The sequence below is a fragment of the Flavobacterium sp. IB48 genome, assembly GCF_016405855.1.
GTDB lineage: Bacteria > Bacteroidota > Bacteroidia > Flavobacteriales > Flavobacteriaceae > Flavobacterium > Flavobacterium ginsengisoli.
The window spans coordinates 80,173-98,751 of the sequence record NZ_JAEFCA010000003.1; the positions used below are offsets into that span (position 1 = coordinate 80,173).

13 protein-coding genes are annotated in these 18,579 nt (G+C 32.8%); 8 read left to right on the forward strand and 5 right to left on the reverse strand.

The annotated features are described in order from the left end of the window. Positions 1 to 53: 53 nt before the first annotated feature. Positions 54 to 962 (reverse strand): YafY family protein, encoded by a 909-nt coding sequence (locus JC605_RS11050; protein WP_198856246.1) that lies wholly within the window; start codon positions 960 to 962, stop codon positions 54 to 56. A 136-nt stretch (positions 963 to 1,098) separates the two neighbouring features. Between JC605_RS11050 and JC605_RS11055 the strand changes: the two genes are divergently transcribed. The 5 genes from JC605_RS11055 (at position 1,099) to JC605_RS11075 (ending at position 11,555) form a co-directional block, all read left to right on the forward strand. Beyond that, complete coding sequence (locus JC605_RS11055; RefSeq protein ID WP_198856247.1) at positions 1,099 to 1,314, forward strand: hypothetical protein; 216 nt, start codon at positions 1,099 to 1,101, stop codon at positions 1,312 to 1,314. 440 nt (positions 1,315 to 1,754) lie between these two features. Then, entirely contained in the window at positions 1,755 to 4,586 is a 2,832-nt protein-coding gene (gene uvrA, locus JC605_RS11060) for an excinuclease ABC subunit UvrA (protein WP_198856248.1), read from the forward strand. 597 nt (positions 4,587 to 5,183) lie between these two features. Further along, positions 5,184 to 5,912: a TIGR00730 family Rossman fold protein gene (locus JC605_RS11065; RefSeq protein ID WP_111425481.1), complete on the forward strand. Its 729-nt coding sequence runs from the start codon at positions 5,184 to 5,186 to the stop codon at positions 5,910 to 5,912. Positions 5,913 to 6,201: 289 nt separating this feature from the next. Continuing rightward, positions 6,202 to 8,949 carry an aminopeptidase gene (locus tag JC605_RS11070; protein ID WP_198856249.1) on the forward strand — a complete coding sequence of 916 codons (2,748 nt, stop codon included), beginning with the start codon at positions 6,202 to 6,204 and terminating at the stop codon, positions 8,947 to 8,949. Between the two features lie 191 nt (positions 8,950 to 9,140). Then, the gene (locus JC605_RS11075) at positions 9,141 to 11,555 is read left to right on the forward strand and encodes a thiamine pyrophosphate-dependent enzyme (protein ID WP_198856250.1); all 2,415 of its coding nucleotides are present in this window, start codon (positions 9,141 to 9,143) and stop codon (positions 11,553 to 11,555) included. Between the two features lie 189 nt (positions 11,556 to 11,744). Here the strand turns inward: JC605_RS11075 and kdsB are convergent, their stop codons facing one another. Then, the gene (gene kdsB, locus JC605_RS11080; protein WP_198856251.1) at positions 11,745 to 12,479 is read right to left on the reverse strand and encodes a 3-deoxy-manno-octulosonate cytidylyltransferase; all 735 of its coding nucleotides are present in this window, start codon (positions 12,477 to 12,479) and stop codon (positions 11,745 to 11,747) included. Between the two features lie 3 nt (positions 12,480 to 12,482). Further along, on the reverse strand, positions 12,483 to 13,007 hold the full coding sequence (locus JC605_RS11085) for a hypothetical protein (protein WP_198856252.1): 525 nt from the start codon (positions 13,005 to 13,007) through the stop codon (positions 12,483 to 12,485). Between the two features lie 112 nt (positions 13,008 to 13,119). On the opposite strand from JC605_RS11085, the gene JC605_RS11090 reads away from it, so the two are divergent. Further along, positions 13,120 to 14,457: a PQQ-binding-like beta-propeller repeat protein gene (locus JC605_RS11090; RefSeq protein ID WP_198856253.1), complete on the forward strand. Its 1,338-nt coding sequence runs from the start codon at positions 13,120 to 13,122 to the stop codon at positions 14,455 to 14,457. Positions 14,458 to 14,531: 74 nt separating this feature from the next. Here JC605_RS11090 and ygiD read toward each other — a convergent pair whose 3' ends face one another. Next, a complete protein-coding gene (ygiD, locus tag JC605_RS11095; RefSeq protein ID WP_198856254.1) occupies positions 14,532 to 15,362 on the reverse strand; it encodes a 4,5-DOPA dioxygenase extradiol in 831 nt (276 codons plus the stop codon). A 98-nt stretch (positions 15,363 to 15,460) separates the two neighbouring features. After that, positions 15,461 to 16,870, reverse strand: a complete 1,410-nt coding sequence (locus tag JC605_RS11100; RefSeq protein ID WP_198856255.1) for an ATP-dependent RecD-like DNA helicase — start codon at positions 16,868 to 16,870, stop codon at positions 15,461 to 15,463. Positions 16,871 to 17,150: 280 nt separating this feature from the next. Here JC605_RS11100 and JC605_RS11105 point away from each other — a divergent pair, with 280 nt between their 5' ends. Continuing rightward, the gene (locus JC605_RS11105; RefSeq protein WP_198856256.1) at positions 17,151 to 17,972 is read left to right on the forward strand and encodes a DUF3822 family protein; all 822 of its coding nucleotides are present in this window, start codon (positions 17,151 to 17,153) and stop codon (positions 17,970 to 17,972) included. Further along, the gene (locus JC605_RS11110) at positions 17,969 to 18,577 is read left to right on the forward strand and encodes an RsmD family RNA methyltransferase (RefSeq protein WP_198856257.1); all 609 of its coding nucleotides are present in this window, start codon (positions 17,969 to 17,971) and stop codon (positions 18,575 to 18,577) included. The genes JC605_RS11105 and JC605_RS11110 overlap by 4 nt, the downstream gene beginning before the upstream one ends. Positions 18,578 to 18,579: the final 2 nt, after the last annotated feature.

The following is an 18,579-nucleotide window of genomic DNA, read 5'->3' on the forward strand; positions in this document are numbered from 1 at the left end:
AACAAAAACGGTTCAAGTTGTAGCTCTATAAGTTGAACCGTTTGCAATTATTATCAGTAATTCTCAACCCCTTTCCTTAATTCTTCCTTAATCTCATCAGCAAACCACTTTGGCTCAATTACTTTAACCAAACTTCCGTATTTCAAAACTTGTTGCTTGAATTCAAAATTGGGATGAATTAGTAATTCAATATCAAATAAAGATTCATTTTTAGAATCAATTTCTTTCTGAGAACGATGCAAAGGAAGTGATTTTACATAAGGTTTTTGGGAGATATTAAATGACAAATGTATTTTTTCAATTCTATGATCGACATAATTTAAGCCAACCACGTTGCTAAATTTATCTTTAGCTTCTTCTGTTTTAGATTTAAACTTTTTACTTCCAATAACAATGTTTTCTAATCTGTCAATTCCAAAAGTTCTGTAACCTTTATCTGTTTCACCAATAACATACCATCTGTTTTGATATTGCTTAAGGAAATATGGTTTTAAAGTATAATCGTCTTCTTTTAAATGATAAAAGCTATTATGTCTGAACGTAATAGGCAATTGTTTTTGTATGGCTTCTAATACAATTTTAAAATCAGGAATATGCTCAATCGCTGCTGTATTTTCAAATTCAACAAAAGAAAGCGCATTATTCTTTTCATTGAAATTACTAGAGAAAAGTTCGGCAGTAACCAATATTTCTAACAAACTCAGAAATGCTTCTGGGTTTGTACTGTTTTCTTCATCAAAATAATAGCCATTATTTCTTTCATCAAAAACTATTTCAATAGCAAAATCTCTAGATAAAGTCTCGTTAAGTCTATATAAAGTTCGATCCTTAAATCCTTTATCATTTTCTTCAAAATAATTTAAAATTTCCTGTAAACTTCTATATGGATTTCGTTTTAAGTAAGCTAATAATAGACTTATTCGTCGAACTTGAGTAAGATTCAATTTTGTTGTTTTCAGCATATACATTTTTAATATAAATATACGTCTTAAAACTGACAAAACTTGTCAGTGACTATTATTTCAATACGCAAAAAATGACTGACACAATTTGACAGTTTCGTAATATACTATTGCACTAAACTTTAAAACATGTATTATGAAAAATCTTCTAAAAAACAAAAACACAGAAATGAACTTTAGCAATTTGACTCCTATTTTAACTTCAGGAGCTGCAGCTGGAATGGCAATTGCAAATCATCTTGGCAAAAATGCCCAAACGGGAGGCATTATCGGAGTTGGTTTATCATTATTGGTAACTGGAATAATAACCGCTTTAGATGATGAAGTTGCTAATCCAAATACAAAAAACTAAAGTATCAATCTAAAAGAAAAATAATCAGACGAAAGTCAAAAAAATCATCTCTATGTTATTTCAAGCTCTATTAAATATAATTGTATTTATTATAAAATTTATTGTTTGGGTCGTATTTGTCTTAGCAGCAATACCTTTTGGAATTTATATGTTGTTAAATGAATACTTTCCTCTCTTTACGCAAGATGGAGGTTTCATGTTTTGGTCCGTTTTCTCCATTTCATCCATAATTGCTTTTATTGTTTTATGGAAACCTATTATATGGGTTGTTGGAATATTACAAGTACTAGGAATTGGAATGGATCAATAAAATAACATCTTAATCTAAACGCTGACAAATTTAAGTCAGCGTTTTTTGTTACTAATTGTAACATAAAGTTTTGCTATCGAGCACAAAAAGAATAAATCAAAGTGGTAACTTTGCGTTTTTGCTCAAAATTATGTTAGATAAAGACAATACTATTGAAGTTCTTGGTGCAAGAGTTCATAATCTAAAAAATATCGATATATCTATTCCGCGTGAAAAACTGGTTGTAATTACTGGTTTATCAGGTTCGGGAAAATCTTCTTTGGCATTTGATACGATTTATGCCGAAGGGCAGCGTCGTTATGTTGAAACTTTTTCAGCTTACGCGAGGCAATTCCTTGGCGGTTTAGAGCGTCCAGACGTTGACAAAATCGACGGACTTTCTCCAGTTATTGCAATTGAACAAAAAACAACCAGTAAAAGTCCGCGTTCTACAGTTGGAACTATTACTGAAATTTACGATTTCCTAAGGCTTTTGTACGCACGTGGTGCAGATGCCTACAGTTATAACACAGGCGAAAAAATGGTTTCGTATTCTGATGAACAGATCAAAGATCTGATTATTCAGGATTACAACGGAAAACGCATTAATATTCTAGCGCCAGTAATTAAAGCTAGAAAAGGGCATTACGCCGAATTATTCCAACAAATTACCAAACAAGGATTCTTAAAAGTTCGTGTAAACGGAGACGTTCAAGATTTGGTTGCCGGAATGAAACTGGATCGTTACAAAACACACGATATCGAAATTGTTGTAGATAGAATGGTGATTGAAGACAATCCTGATACGCAAAAAAGATTATCTGAAAGCATCAATACTGCGATGCATCACGGCGAAGATGTCTTGATGATTTTAGATCAGGATTCTAATGAGGTTCGTTATTTCAGTAGAAATTTAATGTGCCCAACAACAGGAATTTCATATCAAAATCCAGAACCGAATTTATTTTCGTTTAACTCTCCAAAAGGAGCTTGTCCGCATTGCAACGGATTGGGAACTGTACACGAAATCAACGTCAAGAAGATTATTCCAAATCCGAAATTATCTATAAAAGCTGGTGGTTTTGCTCCGCTTGGCGAATACAAATCGTCTTGGATCTTCAAACAATTGGAAACCATTGGAGAAAAGTTCGGTTTTAAAATAACCGATCCAATCGAGAAAATTCCGGAAGAAGCAATGCAAATGATTTTATATGGCGGAAAAGATAAGTTTTCTATCAACTCAAAAGATCTTGGTGTTACAAGAGAATATAAAATCGATTTTGAAGGAATTTCTAATTTCATTAAAAATCAATATGACGAAAGTGCCACAACAAGCATAAAACGTTGGGCAAAAGATTTTATGGACGAAATTAATTGTCCTGTTTGCGATGGTTCACGTCTTAAAAAAGAAGCTTTATTTTTTAGAGTAAATGAAAAAAATATCACCGAATTGTGTGATATGGATATTTCAGATTTAACAGCTTGGTTTCAAGATTTAAATAGCCATTTAACAGACAAACAGCTTTTAATTGCTTCTGAAGTTGTAAAAGAAATCAAAGACCGTTTGAACTTTTTGATGAATGTCGGTTTGAATTATCTGGCTTTAAGCCGAAGTTCAAAATCGCTTTCTGGTGGTGAAGCGCAACGTATTCGTCTGGCAACACAGATTGGTTCGCAACTGGTTGGAGTACTTTATATTTTGGATGAGCCAAGTATTGGTTTGCATCAAAGAGATAACGAAAAACTGATTCATTCTCTAGAACAATTACGCGATATCGGAAACTCAGTTATTGTGGTAGAACATGACAAAGACATGATCGAAACGGCTGATTATGTAATTGATATTGGACCAAAAGCTGGTAAATATGGAGGAGAAATCATCAGCATAGGAACTCCGAAAGAAACTTTAGCTTCAGACACTATTACCGCTCAATATTTGAATGGTAAAATGAAATTTGATATTCCGAAGAAAAGAAGAAAAGGAAATGGCAAATTCTTGAAATTGACCGGAGCAACAGGAAACAACCTTAAAAACGTTTCAATTGAAATTCCGTTAGGTAAGATGACTTGCGTTACAGGAGTTTCTGGAAGCGGAAAATCGACTTTGATTAATGAAACGCTTTACCCTATTTTAAATGCATATTATTTTAATGGCGTAAAAAAACCGCAACCTTACAAAAAGATTGAAGGTTTAGAACATATCGATAAAGTAATTGATATTGATCAAAGTCCGATCGGAAGAACTCCACGTTCAAATCCGGCAACTTATACGGAGGTTTTTACCGAAATCAGAAATCTATTTACTATGACTTCTGAAAGTATGATTCGTGGTTACAAAGCGGGACGTTTTAGTTTTAACGTAAAAGGCGGACGTTGCGAAACTTGCGAAGGTTCTGGTGTAAGAACAATCGAAATGAACTTCTTACCAGACGTTTATGTAGAATGCGAAACTTGCCAAGGAAAACGTTTTAACAGAGAGACTTTAGAAATTAGATATAAAGGAAAATCAATTTCTGATGTTTTAGATATGACGGTTGATGAAGCGGTTCCGTTTTTTGAAAATATTCCGAAGATTTATAGAAAAATCAAAACCATTCAAGATGTTGGTTTAGGTTATATTACACTTGGTCAGCAAAGCACAACGCTTTCTGGCGGTGAAGCGCAACGTATTAAATTGGCGGGAGAATTATCTAAAAAAGATACTGGAAATACATTTTATATTCTAGACGAACCAACAACAGGTTTACACTTCGAAGACATTCGTGTTTTGATGGAAGTAATCAATAAACTGGTTGATAAAGGAAATACCATTCTAGTAATCGAGCATAATATGGATGTTATAAAACTTGCTGATTATATTATAGATATTGGTCCAGAAGGCGGAAAAGGCGGAGGACAATTGGTTGCCAAAGGTACTCCCGAAGAAGTGGCTCAGAATAAAAAGAGTTATACGGCTAAGTTTTTGAAAAAAGAGTTGGAGTAAGAATGATTTTTATCGAATTTTAAAGCTAAGGGTACAAGGAATTTTGTTTTTGAGCAAAACAACCACAATCATTGTCATTTCGACGAAGGAGAAATCTCCACAAGTAACTCCGTGACGAAAATCCAATCTTTGCCAAGCTTCTCGCGGAGATTTCTCCTTCGTCGAAATGACAAAAATGCGTAAATAAACTTTATAATTTACCTTTTATCAAAATTATAGAGAGAGTTGGCTTTAAACTTCAAAAAATTTAGATATAAAAAAAACTTACTGCTTTTACATGCAACAAATACCTGATAATGAATCAAAAAACCGAATTTGCTTATTATCATAACATTACTTTTGGATTATAATTCCTGTTTTTTATAACAATTCTAGAAAAAAGCGTTAATTTAGTGTCCGCTTTTTTTGAAAAAATCAAGCTTTTTAAAGAAAACATGTTTTAATTAAACCTAATGTTTATTTGAAACCAACTGCCCTAGCCCTGATGGGAGCGGCATCCTTTTGTGGCGGGGTTCGCCACAAAAGATATAGCGGACAGCAGGAAATAGCTCCTTCTTCCGATCACATAAAACATAATAATAAATTAAAATACCTAAAATGAGATTAGAAGATTTTGATAATGATGAAGATAAAGTAATTCAGGATCGTTTGAAACAAAGAACGTGGAATGAAATAAAAACCAATGACAGCTGGGCAATTTTTAAGATTATGTCTGAGTTTGTAAATGGTTACGAAGCAATGGGACGTATTGGTCCTTGTGTTTCTATTTTTGGATCGGCGAGAACAAAACCAGAGGATAAATACTATCAATTGGCAGAAAAAATTGCTTATAAAATCAGTAAAGCAGGTTACGGTGTGATTACAGGAGGTGGTCCCGGAATTATGGAAGCTGGAAATAAAGGTGCACATTTAGGTGGTGGAACTTCGGTTGGTTTAAATATTGAGCTTCCATTTGAGCAGCATTTCAACCCGTATATTGATCATGATAAAAATCTGAATTTCGACTATTTCTTTGTGAGAAAAGTAATGTTCGTAAAATATTCGCAAGGTTTTGTGGTTATGCCTGGAGGTTTTGGAACTTTAGACGAAATGTTTGAAGCCATTACTTTAATTCAAACCAAAAAAATTGGAAAATTCCCGATCATTTTGGTTGGAGTTGAATTCTGGTCTGGATTGATTGAATGGGTTAAAACTGTTTTGGTTGAAAAAATGCATACAGTAAGCCCAGAAGATTTAAATTTATTTAAAATTGTAGACACAGAAGACGAAGTTGTTGAAGCTTTGGATAAATTCTACAAAAAGTACGATTTAAGTCCGAATTTCTAATTTTAGAACCTTATAAGTGATATAAGCATAGCGTTTAAAGCAATCTTTTTAAATGAACTTATATCACTTATATGGTTAAAATATACTGCAAATACGCAAAAATTGAAAGCTGTTTTTTTAAACAGCTTTTTTTATACTATTTTTACAAAAATCCGTAACTTCAATATGTCCGTAACGTAAGTATATCTGATAATTTTTAAGCCATTATTTGAAAGCACTTTATAAAATTATTTGCCTCTTTTTAGCTTTATCATTTTCGATAAAACTAACTGCGCAACATCTCTCTAAGATGGAAGTGGCAGTGAATCTTGAGCTTAAAACACTGAACGTTAAGCAAGATATTACATATCATAATACAACAAATGATACGCTAACTACGATTGTTCTAAATGATTGGAACAATGCTTTCGCCGACAAAAACACGCCTTTGGCAAAACGTTTTTCTGATGAATTTTACAAAGGTTTCCATTTAGCTAAAGCTGTCGATAGAGGAAAAACAACAATCATCAATTTAACTGAAACTAATTTTTCGGCTCTAGAATGGGAAAGAAGTGCTCAGAATCCTGATTATATTGTTGTCAAATTGGATCGTAAACTTTTTCCGAACGAAAAAATTGATCTGCACCTTAATTACATTGTAAAAATACCAAACGATAAATTCACTCGTTTTGGTTTTGATCAAAATGGCGGAATGGCGCTACGAAACTGGTTCTTAAGCCCTGCTCGCTTTGAAAATGGTCTTTTTGTAAAATACAACAATTTCAATCTAGATGATATCGCGAATGCAGTGAGCGATTATGAGGTCGAAATTAAAATTCCGAACCAGTATTCTATTACTACCGATTTAAATTCCATTTCAAAAGACACAACCAATCAAACCTATAGCATTTACTCTTTTTCGGGAAGAAACAGAACCGATTTTAGCCTTTATATCGAAAAACAAAATAGCTTTAGAACGTATGATAATGGCTCTATACTTGTAGAAACTAATCTAAAAAACAAAAAAATAGATGAATTTCAGAGAGCTATTATAATCAACCGAGTGGTTTCTTACGCTGAAAAAGTTATTGGCAAATATCCGAATGAAAAAATAACGGTTTCTCAGATCGATTATGACAGAAATCCGTTCTACGGATTAAATCAGTTGCCTTCATTTATTAGTCCGTTTGAGGACGATTTTATATTTGAAATTCAGTTTTTAAAGACTTTTTTAAATAATTATCTCAAGAATAGTCTTCGTTTAGACCCAAGAAAAGACAATTGGGTTTATGACGCCATACAGATTTATACCATGATGAATTATATGGAAGAACATCATCGTGATGAAAAAATGCTGGGAAAACTTTCTGACATGAAACTCTTTAAAAGTTATAATATTACAAATCTAACTTTTAATGAGCAATACAGCTATTACTATATGCTAATGGCTCGTAAAAATTTGGATCAGCCATTAGGGGATCCGAAAAATACGCTAATCAAGTTTAACGAACAAATTGCCAGTAAATACCGCGCTGGTTTAAGCTTGAGTTATCTAGACGATTATCTTAATCACGATATTGTTCCAAAAAGCATCAAAGAATTTTATAACTTGAATCAATTTGGCCAGTCTAATCGTTATGATTTTGAAAAAATTTTAACTCAAAAAAGCTCAAAAAATATCGATTGGTTCTTTAAAACCATTATCGATTCAAGAGATATTATCGATTATAAATTTTCTCATGTTTCGAGAACGGCAGACAGCATAAAGTTTTCTATTAAAAACAAAACTGGAATCTATGCTCCTATTCCGATTTACGGAATTAAAAAGAAAGAAGTTGTTTTTAAAGAGTGGATTGAGCCTAAAACAAAAGATTCTGTTTATGAACTTAGCCGAAAAAATGCAGACAAAATTGTAATTAATTATAACAATGAAGTTCCAGAATACAACCAAAGAAACAACTGGAGATCTTTAAAACATGTTTCGCTGAATCGTCCTTTAAAATTTAATTTTTCAAAAGATTTAGAAGACCCAGATTACAATCAAATTTTATATATCCCGACATTAAATTACAACTATTATGACGGTATAACGCCTGGAGTTCGTTTTCATAATAAGACCATTTTAGACAAACCTTTTAATTTTGATATTAACCCAGCTTATTCAATTAAAGCGGGTACGATTTCTGGTTCATCGGCGTTTTCATGGAATCAGAATTATAGAAATAGCACTTTATATAATGTTCGTTATTCTATTAGTCAAAATTATTATCATTATGCGCCAGATGCCACTTATTTAAAGTTAAATCCGATGGTGCAGTTTCGCATTCGTGAAAAAGATTTTAGAGATAATCGAAAACAGTACATTCTAGCACGTCAGGTTATTGTAAATCGTGAAGAGAGTGCTTATATAACAGATAATTCGCAACCCAATTATTCTATTTTTAATGCCCGTTATGGAAATACTAAAACAGAATTAATCAATCATTTTAGCTTTATGACCGATTTGCAGCTTTCTAGCGGATTCGGAAAAATGTCTGGAGAGGTGGAATATAGAAGGTTATTTGAAAACAATAAAAAGTTAAATTTAAGATTGTATGCAGGAACCTTCTTGTACAACACAACAAATTCAGATTATTTTAGTTTTGGATTAGACCGTCCAACTGATTATTTATTTGACTATAATTTGTTTGGCAGATCTGAAAGCACTGGATTTTTTAGCCAGCAGTATGTTATTGCCGAAGGTGGTTTCAAATCGCAATTAGAACCGGCATACGCCAATCAATGGATAACGACTTTAAATGCCAGTTATGCCATATGGAACTGGGTAGAACTGTATGGAGACATTGGTTTCTTGAAAAACAAGCATCAAAGCGAGTTCTTTGCTTACGATTCGGGAGTACGTTTAAACTTGGTTCCAGACTATTTTGAACTCTATTTTCCAGTTTACTCCAATAATGGATGGGAAATATCACAACCTAAATACAATGAAAAAATACGATTTATAATCACTTTCTCACCAAAAACATTAGTTACTCTTTTCACTCGAAAATGGTTTTAATCAAATGAATTTTAAACAAAAACTTGCGAAATTATCAATAAAATTAAATTTTACATAAAAATCACATAAATAAAATACGTAGTTTTTTGAATTTGAATACAAATAATTAAATTATATTTAGTTTAAAGAATTATGATTATTGATTGTTTTTAAGTAATTTCGCGACATAAATAACATGACCCTACAAGATTATGATAAAAGAAAAAACCAATACTACACTGACATTTGAAGATTTCAAAACTGAGGTATTGAATGACTATACAATTGCTGTAACAAGCCGCGAATGTAGTCTTTTAGGTCGAAAAGAAGTATTAACAGGAAAGGCTAAATTTGGAATTTTTGGCGATGGAAAAGAAGTTCCGCAGCTAGCAATGGCAAAAGCTTTTAAAAACGGAGATTTCCGTTCTGGATACTACCGCGACCAAACTTTTATGATGGCTATCGGTGAACTAAATGCAAAACAATTTTTTGCCGGTCTATACGGTCATACCGATTTAGCTTTTGATCCGATGTCTGCGGGAAGACAAATGGGCGGACACTTTGTAACGCATAGTTTAAACGAAGACGGTTCTTGGAAAGACTTAACTAAACAAAAAAATTCGAGTTCAGACATATCGCCAACAGCAGGGCAAATGCCTAGATTATTAGGTTTGGCTCAAGCATCTAAAATATACAGAGAGGTTGACGGAATCACAATTAAAGATAAATTTTCTGTTAATGGAAATGAAGTAGCTTGGGGAACAATTGGTAACGCAAGTACTTCTGAAGGTTTATTTTTTGAAACGATAAACGCTGCGGGAGTTTTACAGGTTCCGATGGTTATGAGTGTTTGGGATGATGAATACGGAATTTCTGTTCATGCTAAACATCAGACTACAAAAGAAAATATTTCTGAAATTTTAAAAGGATACCAACGCGATGAAGATTCTAAAGGTTACGAAATCTTTAGAGTAAAAGGTTGGGATTATGCTGAACTAGTTTCGACATATGAAAGAGCTGGAGCAATTGCACGTGAAGAACATATTCCTGTTTTAATTCATGTAAACGAATTAACACAGCCTCAAGGCCACTCTACTTCTGGTTCTCATGAACGTTACAAAAGTGCAGAAAGATTGGCTTGGGAAAGAGATTTTGACTGTATTCGCCAAATGCGTTTGTGGATGATTGCTATTAATATTGCTTCTCCAGAAGAATTGGCCGAACTTGATTTTCAATTAAAGAAAGAAGTTTTAGAAGCTAAAAAAGAGGCTTGGAATGCTTTTATTAATCCAATTATCGAAGAGCAAAAAAATCTTTTAGCTTTATTGGAGCAAATTGCTGAAGCAAGCATCAACCATAAAGAAAGAATCAAAAAATTAATTTCTGAATTAGCCGCGATTAAAGCACCTTTAAAAAAGGAATTATTAGTTTACGCTAGAAAGATTCTTCGTTTTATTGAGGTTCCAAACAGTAAGGTTCTTTTATCTAATTGGATTACAAATTTCCTAAACGAAACTCAACAGAAATTCAGCAGTAATCAGCATTCTGAATCTGCTCAAAATATATTTTCAGTAGAAAAAGTTCTTCCTAAATATGCAGAAAATGCAAAACCAGATTTAGATGGAAGAATGATTTTGCGTGATAACTTTGATGCTTTATTTGCAAAATATCCTGAAACTTTAATTTTTGGTGAAGATGTAGGAAACATTGGAGACGTAAATCAAGGTTTAGAAGGCATGCAGGAAAAATACGGAGAACTTCGTGTTGCCGATGTCGGAATTCGTGAAGCGACTATTATTGGTCAAGGAATCGGAATGGCTTTAAGAGGTTTACGCCCAATTGCTGAAATTCAGTATTTAGATTATTTACTGTATGCTATTCAGATCATGAGTGACGATTTAGCTACTTTACAATATAGAACGGTTGGAAAACAAAAGGCACCATTAATCATTAGAACTCGTGGTCACCGTTTGGAAGGAATCTGGCATTCTGGTTCTCCTATGGGAATGATTATCAATGCAATTCGCGGAATTCACGTTTTGGTTCCAAGAGACATGACACAGGCAGCTGGTTTTTATAACACTTTGTTAGAATGTGATGAACCTGCTTTGGTTATTGAATGTTTAAATGGATACCGCTTAAAAGAAAAAACACCGCTAAACTTTGGTGAATTTAAAACACCAATTGGTGTTGTAGAAACTTTAAGAGACGGTTCTGATATTACTTTGGTTTCTTACGGTTCAACTTTAAGATTGGTTATGCAAGCTGCTAATGAATTAGCAGAAAAAGGAATTGAATGTGAAGTTATTGATATTCAATCTTTACTTCCATTTGATGTTAGCAAGGACATTGTAAAAAGTGTCGCCAAAACAAATCGTCTATTAGTAATTGACGAAGATGTTCCTGGTGGAGCTTCAGCATTTATTTTACAGCAGATCTTAGAAGAACAAGATGCATATAAACACCTAGACAGTAAACCACAGACTTTGGCAGCAAAAGCACACAGACCAGCATACGGAACTGATGGTGATTATTTCTCTAAACCTTCAGCTGAAGATATTTACGAAAAAGTTTACGACATGATGCACGAAGTAAATCCTTCTAAATATCCAGCTTTATACCAGTAATTAAGAATTTTAGATACTAAAAACGCTCCAAGATTTTGGAGCGTTTTTTTTTACCCAAAGTAAACACACAGTTTTGTCATTTCGACGAAGGAGAAATCTCCGCAATGCAAATCAATCTTTGTCGAGCCACTTACAGAGATTTCTCCTTCGTCGAAATGACAAGATTGTAGATAATGTTACTCAAATTAATTAAAGATCCTTCAGCATAGCTCTCGCTCTCTCCAAATCTTCTGCTGTATCAATCCCAATTCCAACATGCGTTGTTTCAACCATTTTAATGCGTTTTCCGAATTCTAAATATCTTAACTGCTCCAACTTCTCAGAAGCTTCTAAAGATTTCATTGGGAGGCTGTAAAAGTCTAATAAAGCTTGTTTTCTAAAAGCATAAATTCCGATATGCTGAAAGTATCTCACTCCAACATTTTTCTCTCTTGGATACGGAATTACAGAACGCGAAAAATACAAGGCGAACTGTGATTGATCTACCACTACTTTTACATTATTCGGATTATTGATTTCCTCTTCATCTGATATTTCACGCATTAGCGAAGCCAAATCAATCTTTTTGTCTGCATCATTTTTAAAAACCGATAAAACCTGTTCTAATGGTCCCGCTTCTGTAAAAGGCTCGTCACCTTGCACATTCACTACAATATCAACATCCAAATTCGCAACGGCTTCTGCAATTCGATCACTTCCAGATTCATGTTCTTTAATACTCATAATGGCTTTTCCGCCATTAGAAACAATTTCGTCAAAAATCAAATCAGAATCGGTTACGACAAAAACATCATTAAACAAATTTGTCGAAACTGCTGCTTCATAAGTTCTCAGGATTACTGTTTTACCTCCCAAATCCTGCATTAACTTAGCAGGAAAACGAGTTGAAGCATATCGTGCCGGAATTACAGATATTATTTTCATTTTTTAATTATTTATCAATTTTGAATTTATAGATAAAACTTGACCTTTTTTATCTTGCATTTTTTGAATATCGTTTTCTATTACTCGCACCATCTTTTTCGGAAGTCCTTCTATAATATAATCATCTGTATAAAATTCTTTATTATAATACAATTCTCCACCTTCATAACTACTGTCACTAAACGAAAAACAATCTTTTTTTCGATTTTTATACATCTTTACAAATCTTCTTTCAAAATAATATCGATTCAATGGATACTCTTTTATTTCTACTACATTTCCTAGAAAATTTATTTTTTCAATAGTAATTACTTCTTTTTCAGAATCTATTGTAAATTTTAAATTTACTGAAGCAACAAATGCTAATGTACCACAAAGCAAAAAAAATACAAACCAAAAGACCACTGCTATTATCGAACCGCTAAATGCAGAAAATAAAATTATTAGCAATGCAACAATTGCAAAAAATATAAATTGATCTTTTTTTGATGACTGATAAACTTTGACGTTTTCGTTTACTATTTCCATATCATAACAAATATACTATACATCAGGAGCTTTCTAAAATATATTTATAACATATTTCTTAACGCATTGCATTTTAATATCTTATAATATTTTTACTTTTATAAGAAAAAACATGAAGAAAAACTTTACCTTACTCCTGCTCTATTTCTTTTTAATTTTTACTTCTAATACTTTTTCTCAGAACAAATCGGACATTTTAAATCCATTCTCAAATCGGATTTTTCCTGGAAAGGGATATCAACCTATTCAAGATTTAAAATGGAAATTCAAGACTGAAGGAAAAATCTTTTCTTCTCCAATTGTACAAAACGAAACAGTTTATATTGGTAGCGAAGATGGTTATTTTTATGCTATAGATGAAAAATCTGGAACTCTAAAATGGAAATTTAAAACCAGTGGCGCTGTTCATAGCTCAGCAAGCCTTTACAATGACATTGTCTATTTTGGAAGTTTTGATGGACATTATTATGCTGTAAATGCCAAAACAGGAAAAGAAATCTGGCGTTTTAAAACCAAGGGCGAACATTGGTACAGCGAAATCGGAATGTGGGGAATGAAACCAAGCGATTTACTTATGGCTGATTTATGGGATTTTTATCTTTCGACACCTGTTATCTACCTAGACAATAAATCGGCATTGGCAATTTTGGGAAGTAGTGATGGAAATATATATGCCGTTGACGCTAAAAATGGAAGTTTAAAATGGAATTTCCAGACAAAGGCAGCAATACATAGCACTCCTGTTCTAGATAAAAGTACCGTTTATTTTGGCGGTTGGGATGGTATTTTTTATGCTTTAGATGCAAAAACAGGAAAAGAAAAATGGAAGTTTTCTACCGAAATTAAGACTGGCTTTACAGGAATTCAAGCGTCAGCAGAGGTTTCTGATGGCATAGTCTATTTTGGCGCTAGAGATCCTTATTTCTTTGCACTTGATGCTGCTACAGGAAAAGTAATTTGGAAGTATAATGCTGAAAATTCATGGATCTTAAGTTCTGCCGTTATTAAGAACAATACTGTTTATGTGGGAACCTCAGATACTTATGCTTTATTGGCTTTAGATGCAAAAACGGGAAAAGAAAAATACCGTTTTAAAGGTAACGGATATGTTTACTCTTCTCCTGCAATTGCCGGAAACACAATTTATTTTGGAGATTTTACCGGAAATTTCTTCGACTTGAATCTTCTTTCTGACGGAAAAGAATCGAATACTATTTCGACAGAAAACAGAAATAAATATGCTGAAAGTATTCTCAATAATAATCTATTAGATTTTGGATTCGTGGCAAAACAAGCTGACTTATCTATTTATTCTGAAAACAAAAGAATAATGGATGAATTTTATAAATTAGGCCCAATTGTTTCTTCTCCATTTATCAATAACAATGTGATTTTTTACGGAAGCGCAGACGGTTATTTATATGCTTATAATTTGAAAAAGGAAAAATAATCTTAACGAATTTCTGCGAAAAAACTTTGCGAATCTTTGTGTTATATCTATTGCACAAAGATTTGTAAAGTAAATTAAACAATCTTTACAGATGTCATACTTAAAGAACCTGCTAATAATTTGTCATTAAACAGATCTAATTCATCTTTTTTATCCTTTAGGCCCAAAGTATACAATAACGGGAGATAATGCTCTGGAGTTGGAACTGCCAATTGAACGGCTTTATTTAATTTTTCAAAATCTATTAAAGGCTGAAAATTTCCATCTAACAAATAATTATTTACAATTTCGCGAGCTTCAATTGCCCAATCGTAACCATAATTGTCTTTATCAAAATTTCTGAAATCGACCATTCTAAGATTGTGGACAATATTACCGCTTCCGATAATTAAAACACCTTTGTAGCGAAGCGCCTGCAGTTTTTGAGCCAATTCAAAATGGTATTGACCCGATTTTGTATAATCAATGCTCAACTGAATTACTGGAACATCTGCATTTGGGTATAAATGCTTGATAACACTCCAAGCTCCATGATCCAACCCCCAATGTTCATCTAATTCAACCATAACTGGATTTAGCATCTTTTGCGTTTCAACAGCTAATTCTGGACTCCCTTTTGCGGGATATTGCACATCAAAAAGCGCCTGCGGAAAACCTCCAAAATCATGAATAGTTCTTGGCATTTCCATAGAAGTCACTTTTGTTCCCTTTGTAAACCAATGCGCCGAAACGCATAAAATAGCATTGGGTTGCGGAAGTGTTTTTGCCAAATTACGAAAACCCGTCACAAACTGATTTTCTTCAATAGCATTCATCGGGCTACCGTGGCCTAAAAATAGAACTGGCATTTTATCGGTATTCGAAAACGTTGATGAAATCGAATGTAAGTCGTTTAGTGTTGTCATTTGCTAAAACTTTTTTTCTGCCACGAATTTCACGAATTACACTAATTTACCTAACTTTTAAAAAATTCGTGCTAATTCGTGAAATTCGTGGCAGACAATTACTCTTCAAAACTCTCGTCTTTAAAGCCTATCAAATATAGCTTATTTTTGGCACGTGTCATAGCGGTATAAAGCCATCTAATATAATCAGTATCAATGCCGTTTGGAAGAAATGGCTGTTCAATAAAAACAGTATTCCACTGCCCACCTTGCGATTTATGACACGTTATGGCATAAGAGAATTTAACTTGTAATCCGTTAAAATATTCGTTTTCTTTTACCTTCTGAAATCTCTTGTATTTAGTCGGCTCATCTTCATAATCTTTCATTACTTCTTCGTACAAACGATTTGATTCTTCATAAGTTAAAGAAGGCGATTCGCTTGTTAAAGTATCTAGAATTAAAACCGTTTCAAAAGGTTTTTGCTCTGGATAATCGACCATTCTGATTTTTACTTTCGCAAACTTAAACCCGTATAATTCTCTGATTCCGAAAAGTTCTAAAACTTCAATAATATCTCCGTTGGCAATAAATCCAGCTTCATCGGTTTCTTTCAGCCAGAAATAATTGTTTTTTACAACCATTAAAAAGTCACCAACCGAAAGTTCGCTTTCTTTAAATAAAATTCGACTTCTAATTTGCTCATTATATTGATTTGCGCGTTTATTAGAACGGACAATAAAAGCAGTATCTTCAATACTATAATTACTGTATGCTGTATTAATCGCGTCTTGAATGTCGTAACCATCAGTAAGTCGAACGATATCCTTAAACTTCTTTACGTTGAATTTAAATTCTGTTATAAAACTCTCTTTCAGCAATTCACGCAATTCAGTAGCATTGTATAAAATTCCCGAACTTTCTTCCTGACGCATTACTTCGTCCAACTCGATATGTTCAATTTCTTTATCATAATGAATTCCCAAAGTCTGAATGTCAAGCGCTGGACTTATATCTAAATTTACTGGAGGTAACTGTGCTGTATCTCCCAAAAGAATCATTTTGCAATTGTTTCCAGAATAAACATAATTGATCAAATCGTCTAAAAGCGATCCACTGTCTAATGTGCTATCTGAAATCATCGAAGCCTCGTCGACGATAAAAATGGTGTTTTTATGTTTATTTACTTGTTTGGTAAAAGCCACGCCACCACCAGATGATTTCTTCGGGAAATAGATTTTTTTATGAATTGTAAATGCTGGATTATTTGAATAATTGGCAATTACTTTTGCCGCTCGTCCCGTTGGCGCCAACAAAACATATTTTTTGTTGATATCGCCAAGATTATTAACGATGGTAGAAATAACGGTAGTTTTTCCTGTTCCCGCATATCCTTTTAAAACGAAAATCGTGTCGTTTTGAGGTTCGGTTAGGAAGATTGCAATTTTCTGAAAAAAAATATCCTGTTTGTAAGTTGGAGCAAAAGGAAATCGTTTTTGTAAAGTACCGTAAAACTGTGCAGAATTCATAAAGTGATATTGAAATACAAAGTTCGCTTTTTTTAATGGCAATGGCAATTTCAAAATTCAATAGTAATTGCAATAAATAGCAAAAAACAATCAATTAGCACCCAAACAAAATATAACTAATTAATTTTCAATTAAATAAACCTTTTCTTAACCTTGTTTTAAACTCAAATCCAAATTGTTTTTTGAAATTGCAATTATAATTGTTCCTTTTTAATTTGTAAGTTTGTGGTCGCTTAAATTCTTTCTTGATTTAAAACAGGTAACGAATTGTAAATCAACTATGTCATTACAAAATACTAACATTACTTCAAAAAATTACAGGAAACTTTCTATTCAGGTTTCTCTGACTGGATTTTCATATTGCTGTTTTGATACTTTAAATAATATCATTACTTCTTTTAAAGAAATAAAGTTTGATACTACTAACAAAACATCTCGAATTGAAGATTTATTCAATGAAGCTTTCAGAAATAATCCTGAATTAAAAAACAATTACGATGAAGTAATGGTTATTCACAACAATAACCTTTCTACTTTTGTTCCGACTGCTTTGTTTGACGAAAATTATTTAGGAAGTTACTTGCAATATACTTCGAAAGTATTCGAAACAGATCATTTTACTTTTGATCAAATCCCAAATTATCAAATGAATTCGGTTTATATTCCGTTTGTGAACATAAACAATTTTCTAATTGACAATGTAGGCTCTTTTGATTATAAACATGCCAATAGTATTTTGGTCGAAAAAATCTTGGATGGCTCACGAAACAACGACGATAAGAAAATGATCGTCAATTTTAATCCAGGAAATTTCGAAATAATCGTTGTGCAAAATCAAAAACTTTTGCTTTTTAATTCATTCGAATACAATACTCCAGAAGATTTTATCTACTATATTTTATTTACGGCTGAGCAAATGAGTATGAATCCCGAAAGTTTCAAATTAGAACTTTTAGGAACTATTACAGAAAACGATCCGTTTTATGCTATAGCTTACAAATATGTGCGCCATATTTCTTTTATAGACGTTTCAAAACTAAAAGAAAGAAATAGTTTTACAACCGCTCAAAATCAAAAACATTATATCTTATTTCAATCATGAGAATCATTTCAGGAAAATACAAAGGACGCAGAATTTTTCCGCCAAAAAATCTACCTGTAAGGCCAACGACTGACATGAGTAAAGAAGCATTGTTTAATGTTTTGAATAACCATTTTAATTTTGACAGTTTAAAGGTTTTAGATCTTTTTTCGGGAACAGGAAACATCAGTTATGAATTTGCTTCACGCGGAAGCGCACCTATTACGTCTGTAGATGGAGATTTTGGATGCGTTAAATTTATCAAACAAGTTTCTTCTGAATATGATTTTGATATTGCTGCAACGAAAAGCGATGTTTTTAAATTTTTAGAAAATTCTAAAACAACTTACGATATCATCTTTGCTGATCCGCCTTACGGATTGGATCAGGCTACTTTTGAAAAAATTGTTCTAACCGTTTTCGAAAGAGATTTATTGGAAGATGATGGAATGATGATTATCGAGCATTCAAAATACACCAAATTGGATCACATGAGTAATTTTTCTTTTCAGAAAAGTTACGGCGGTTCTTTTTTTAGTTTCTTCGAACTAAATTCAACCGATGATGATGAAGAATTGCCTCATGATGATATTACTAAAAAAGAAACCGAAGAAGACGAAGGATAACG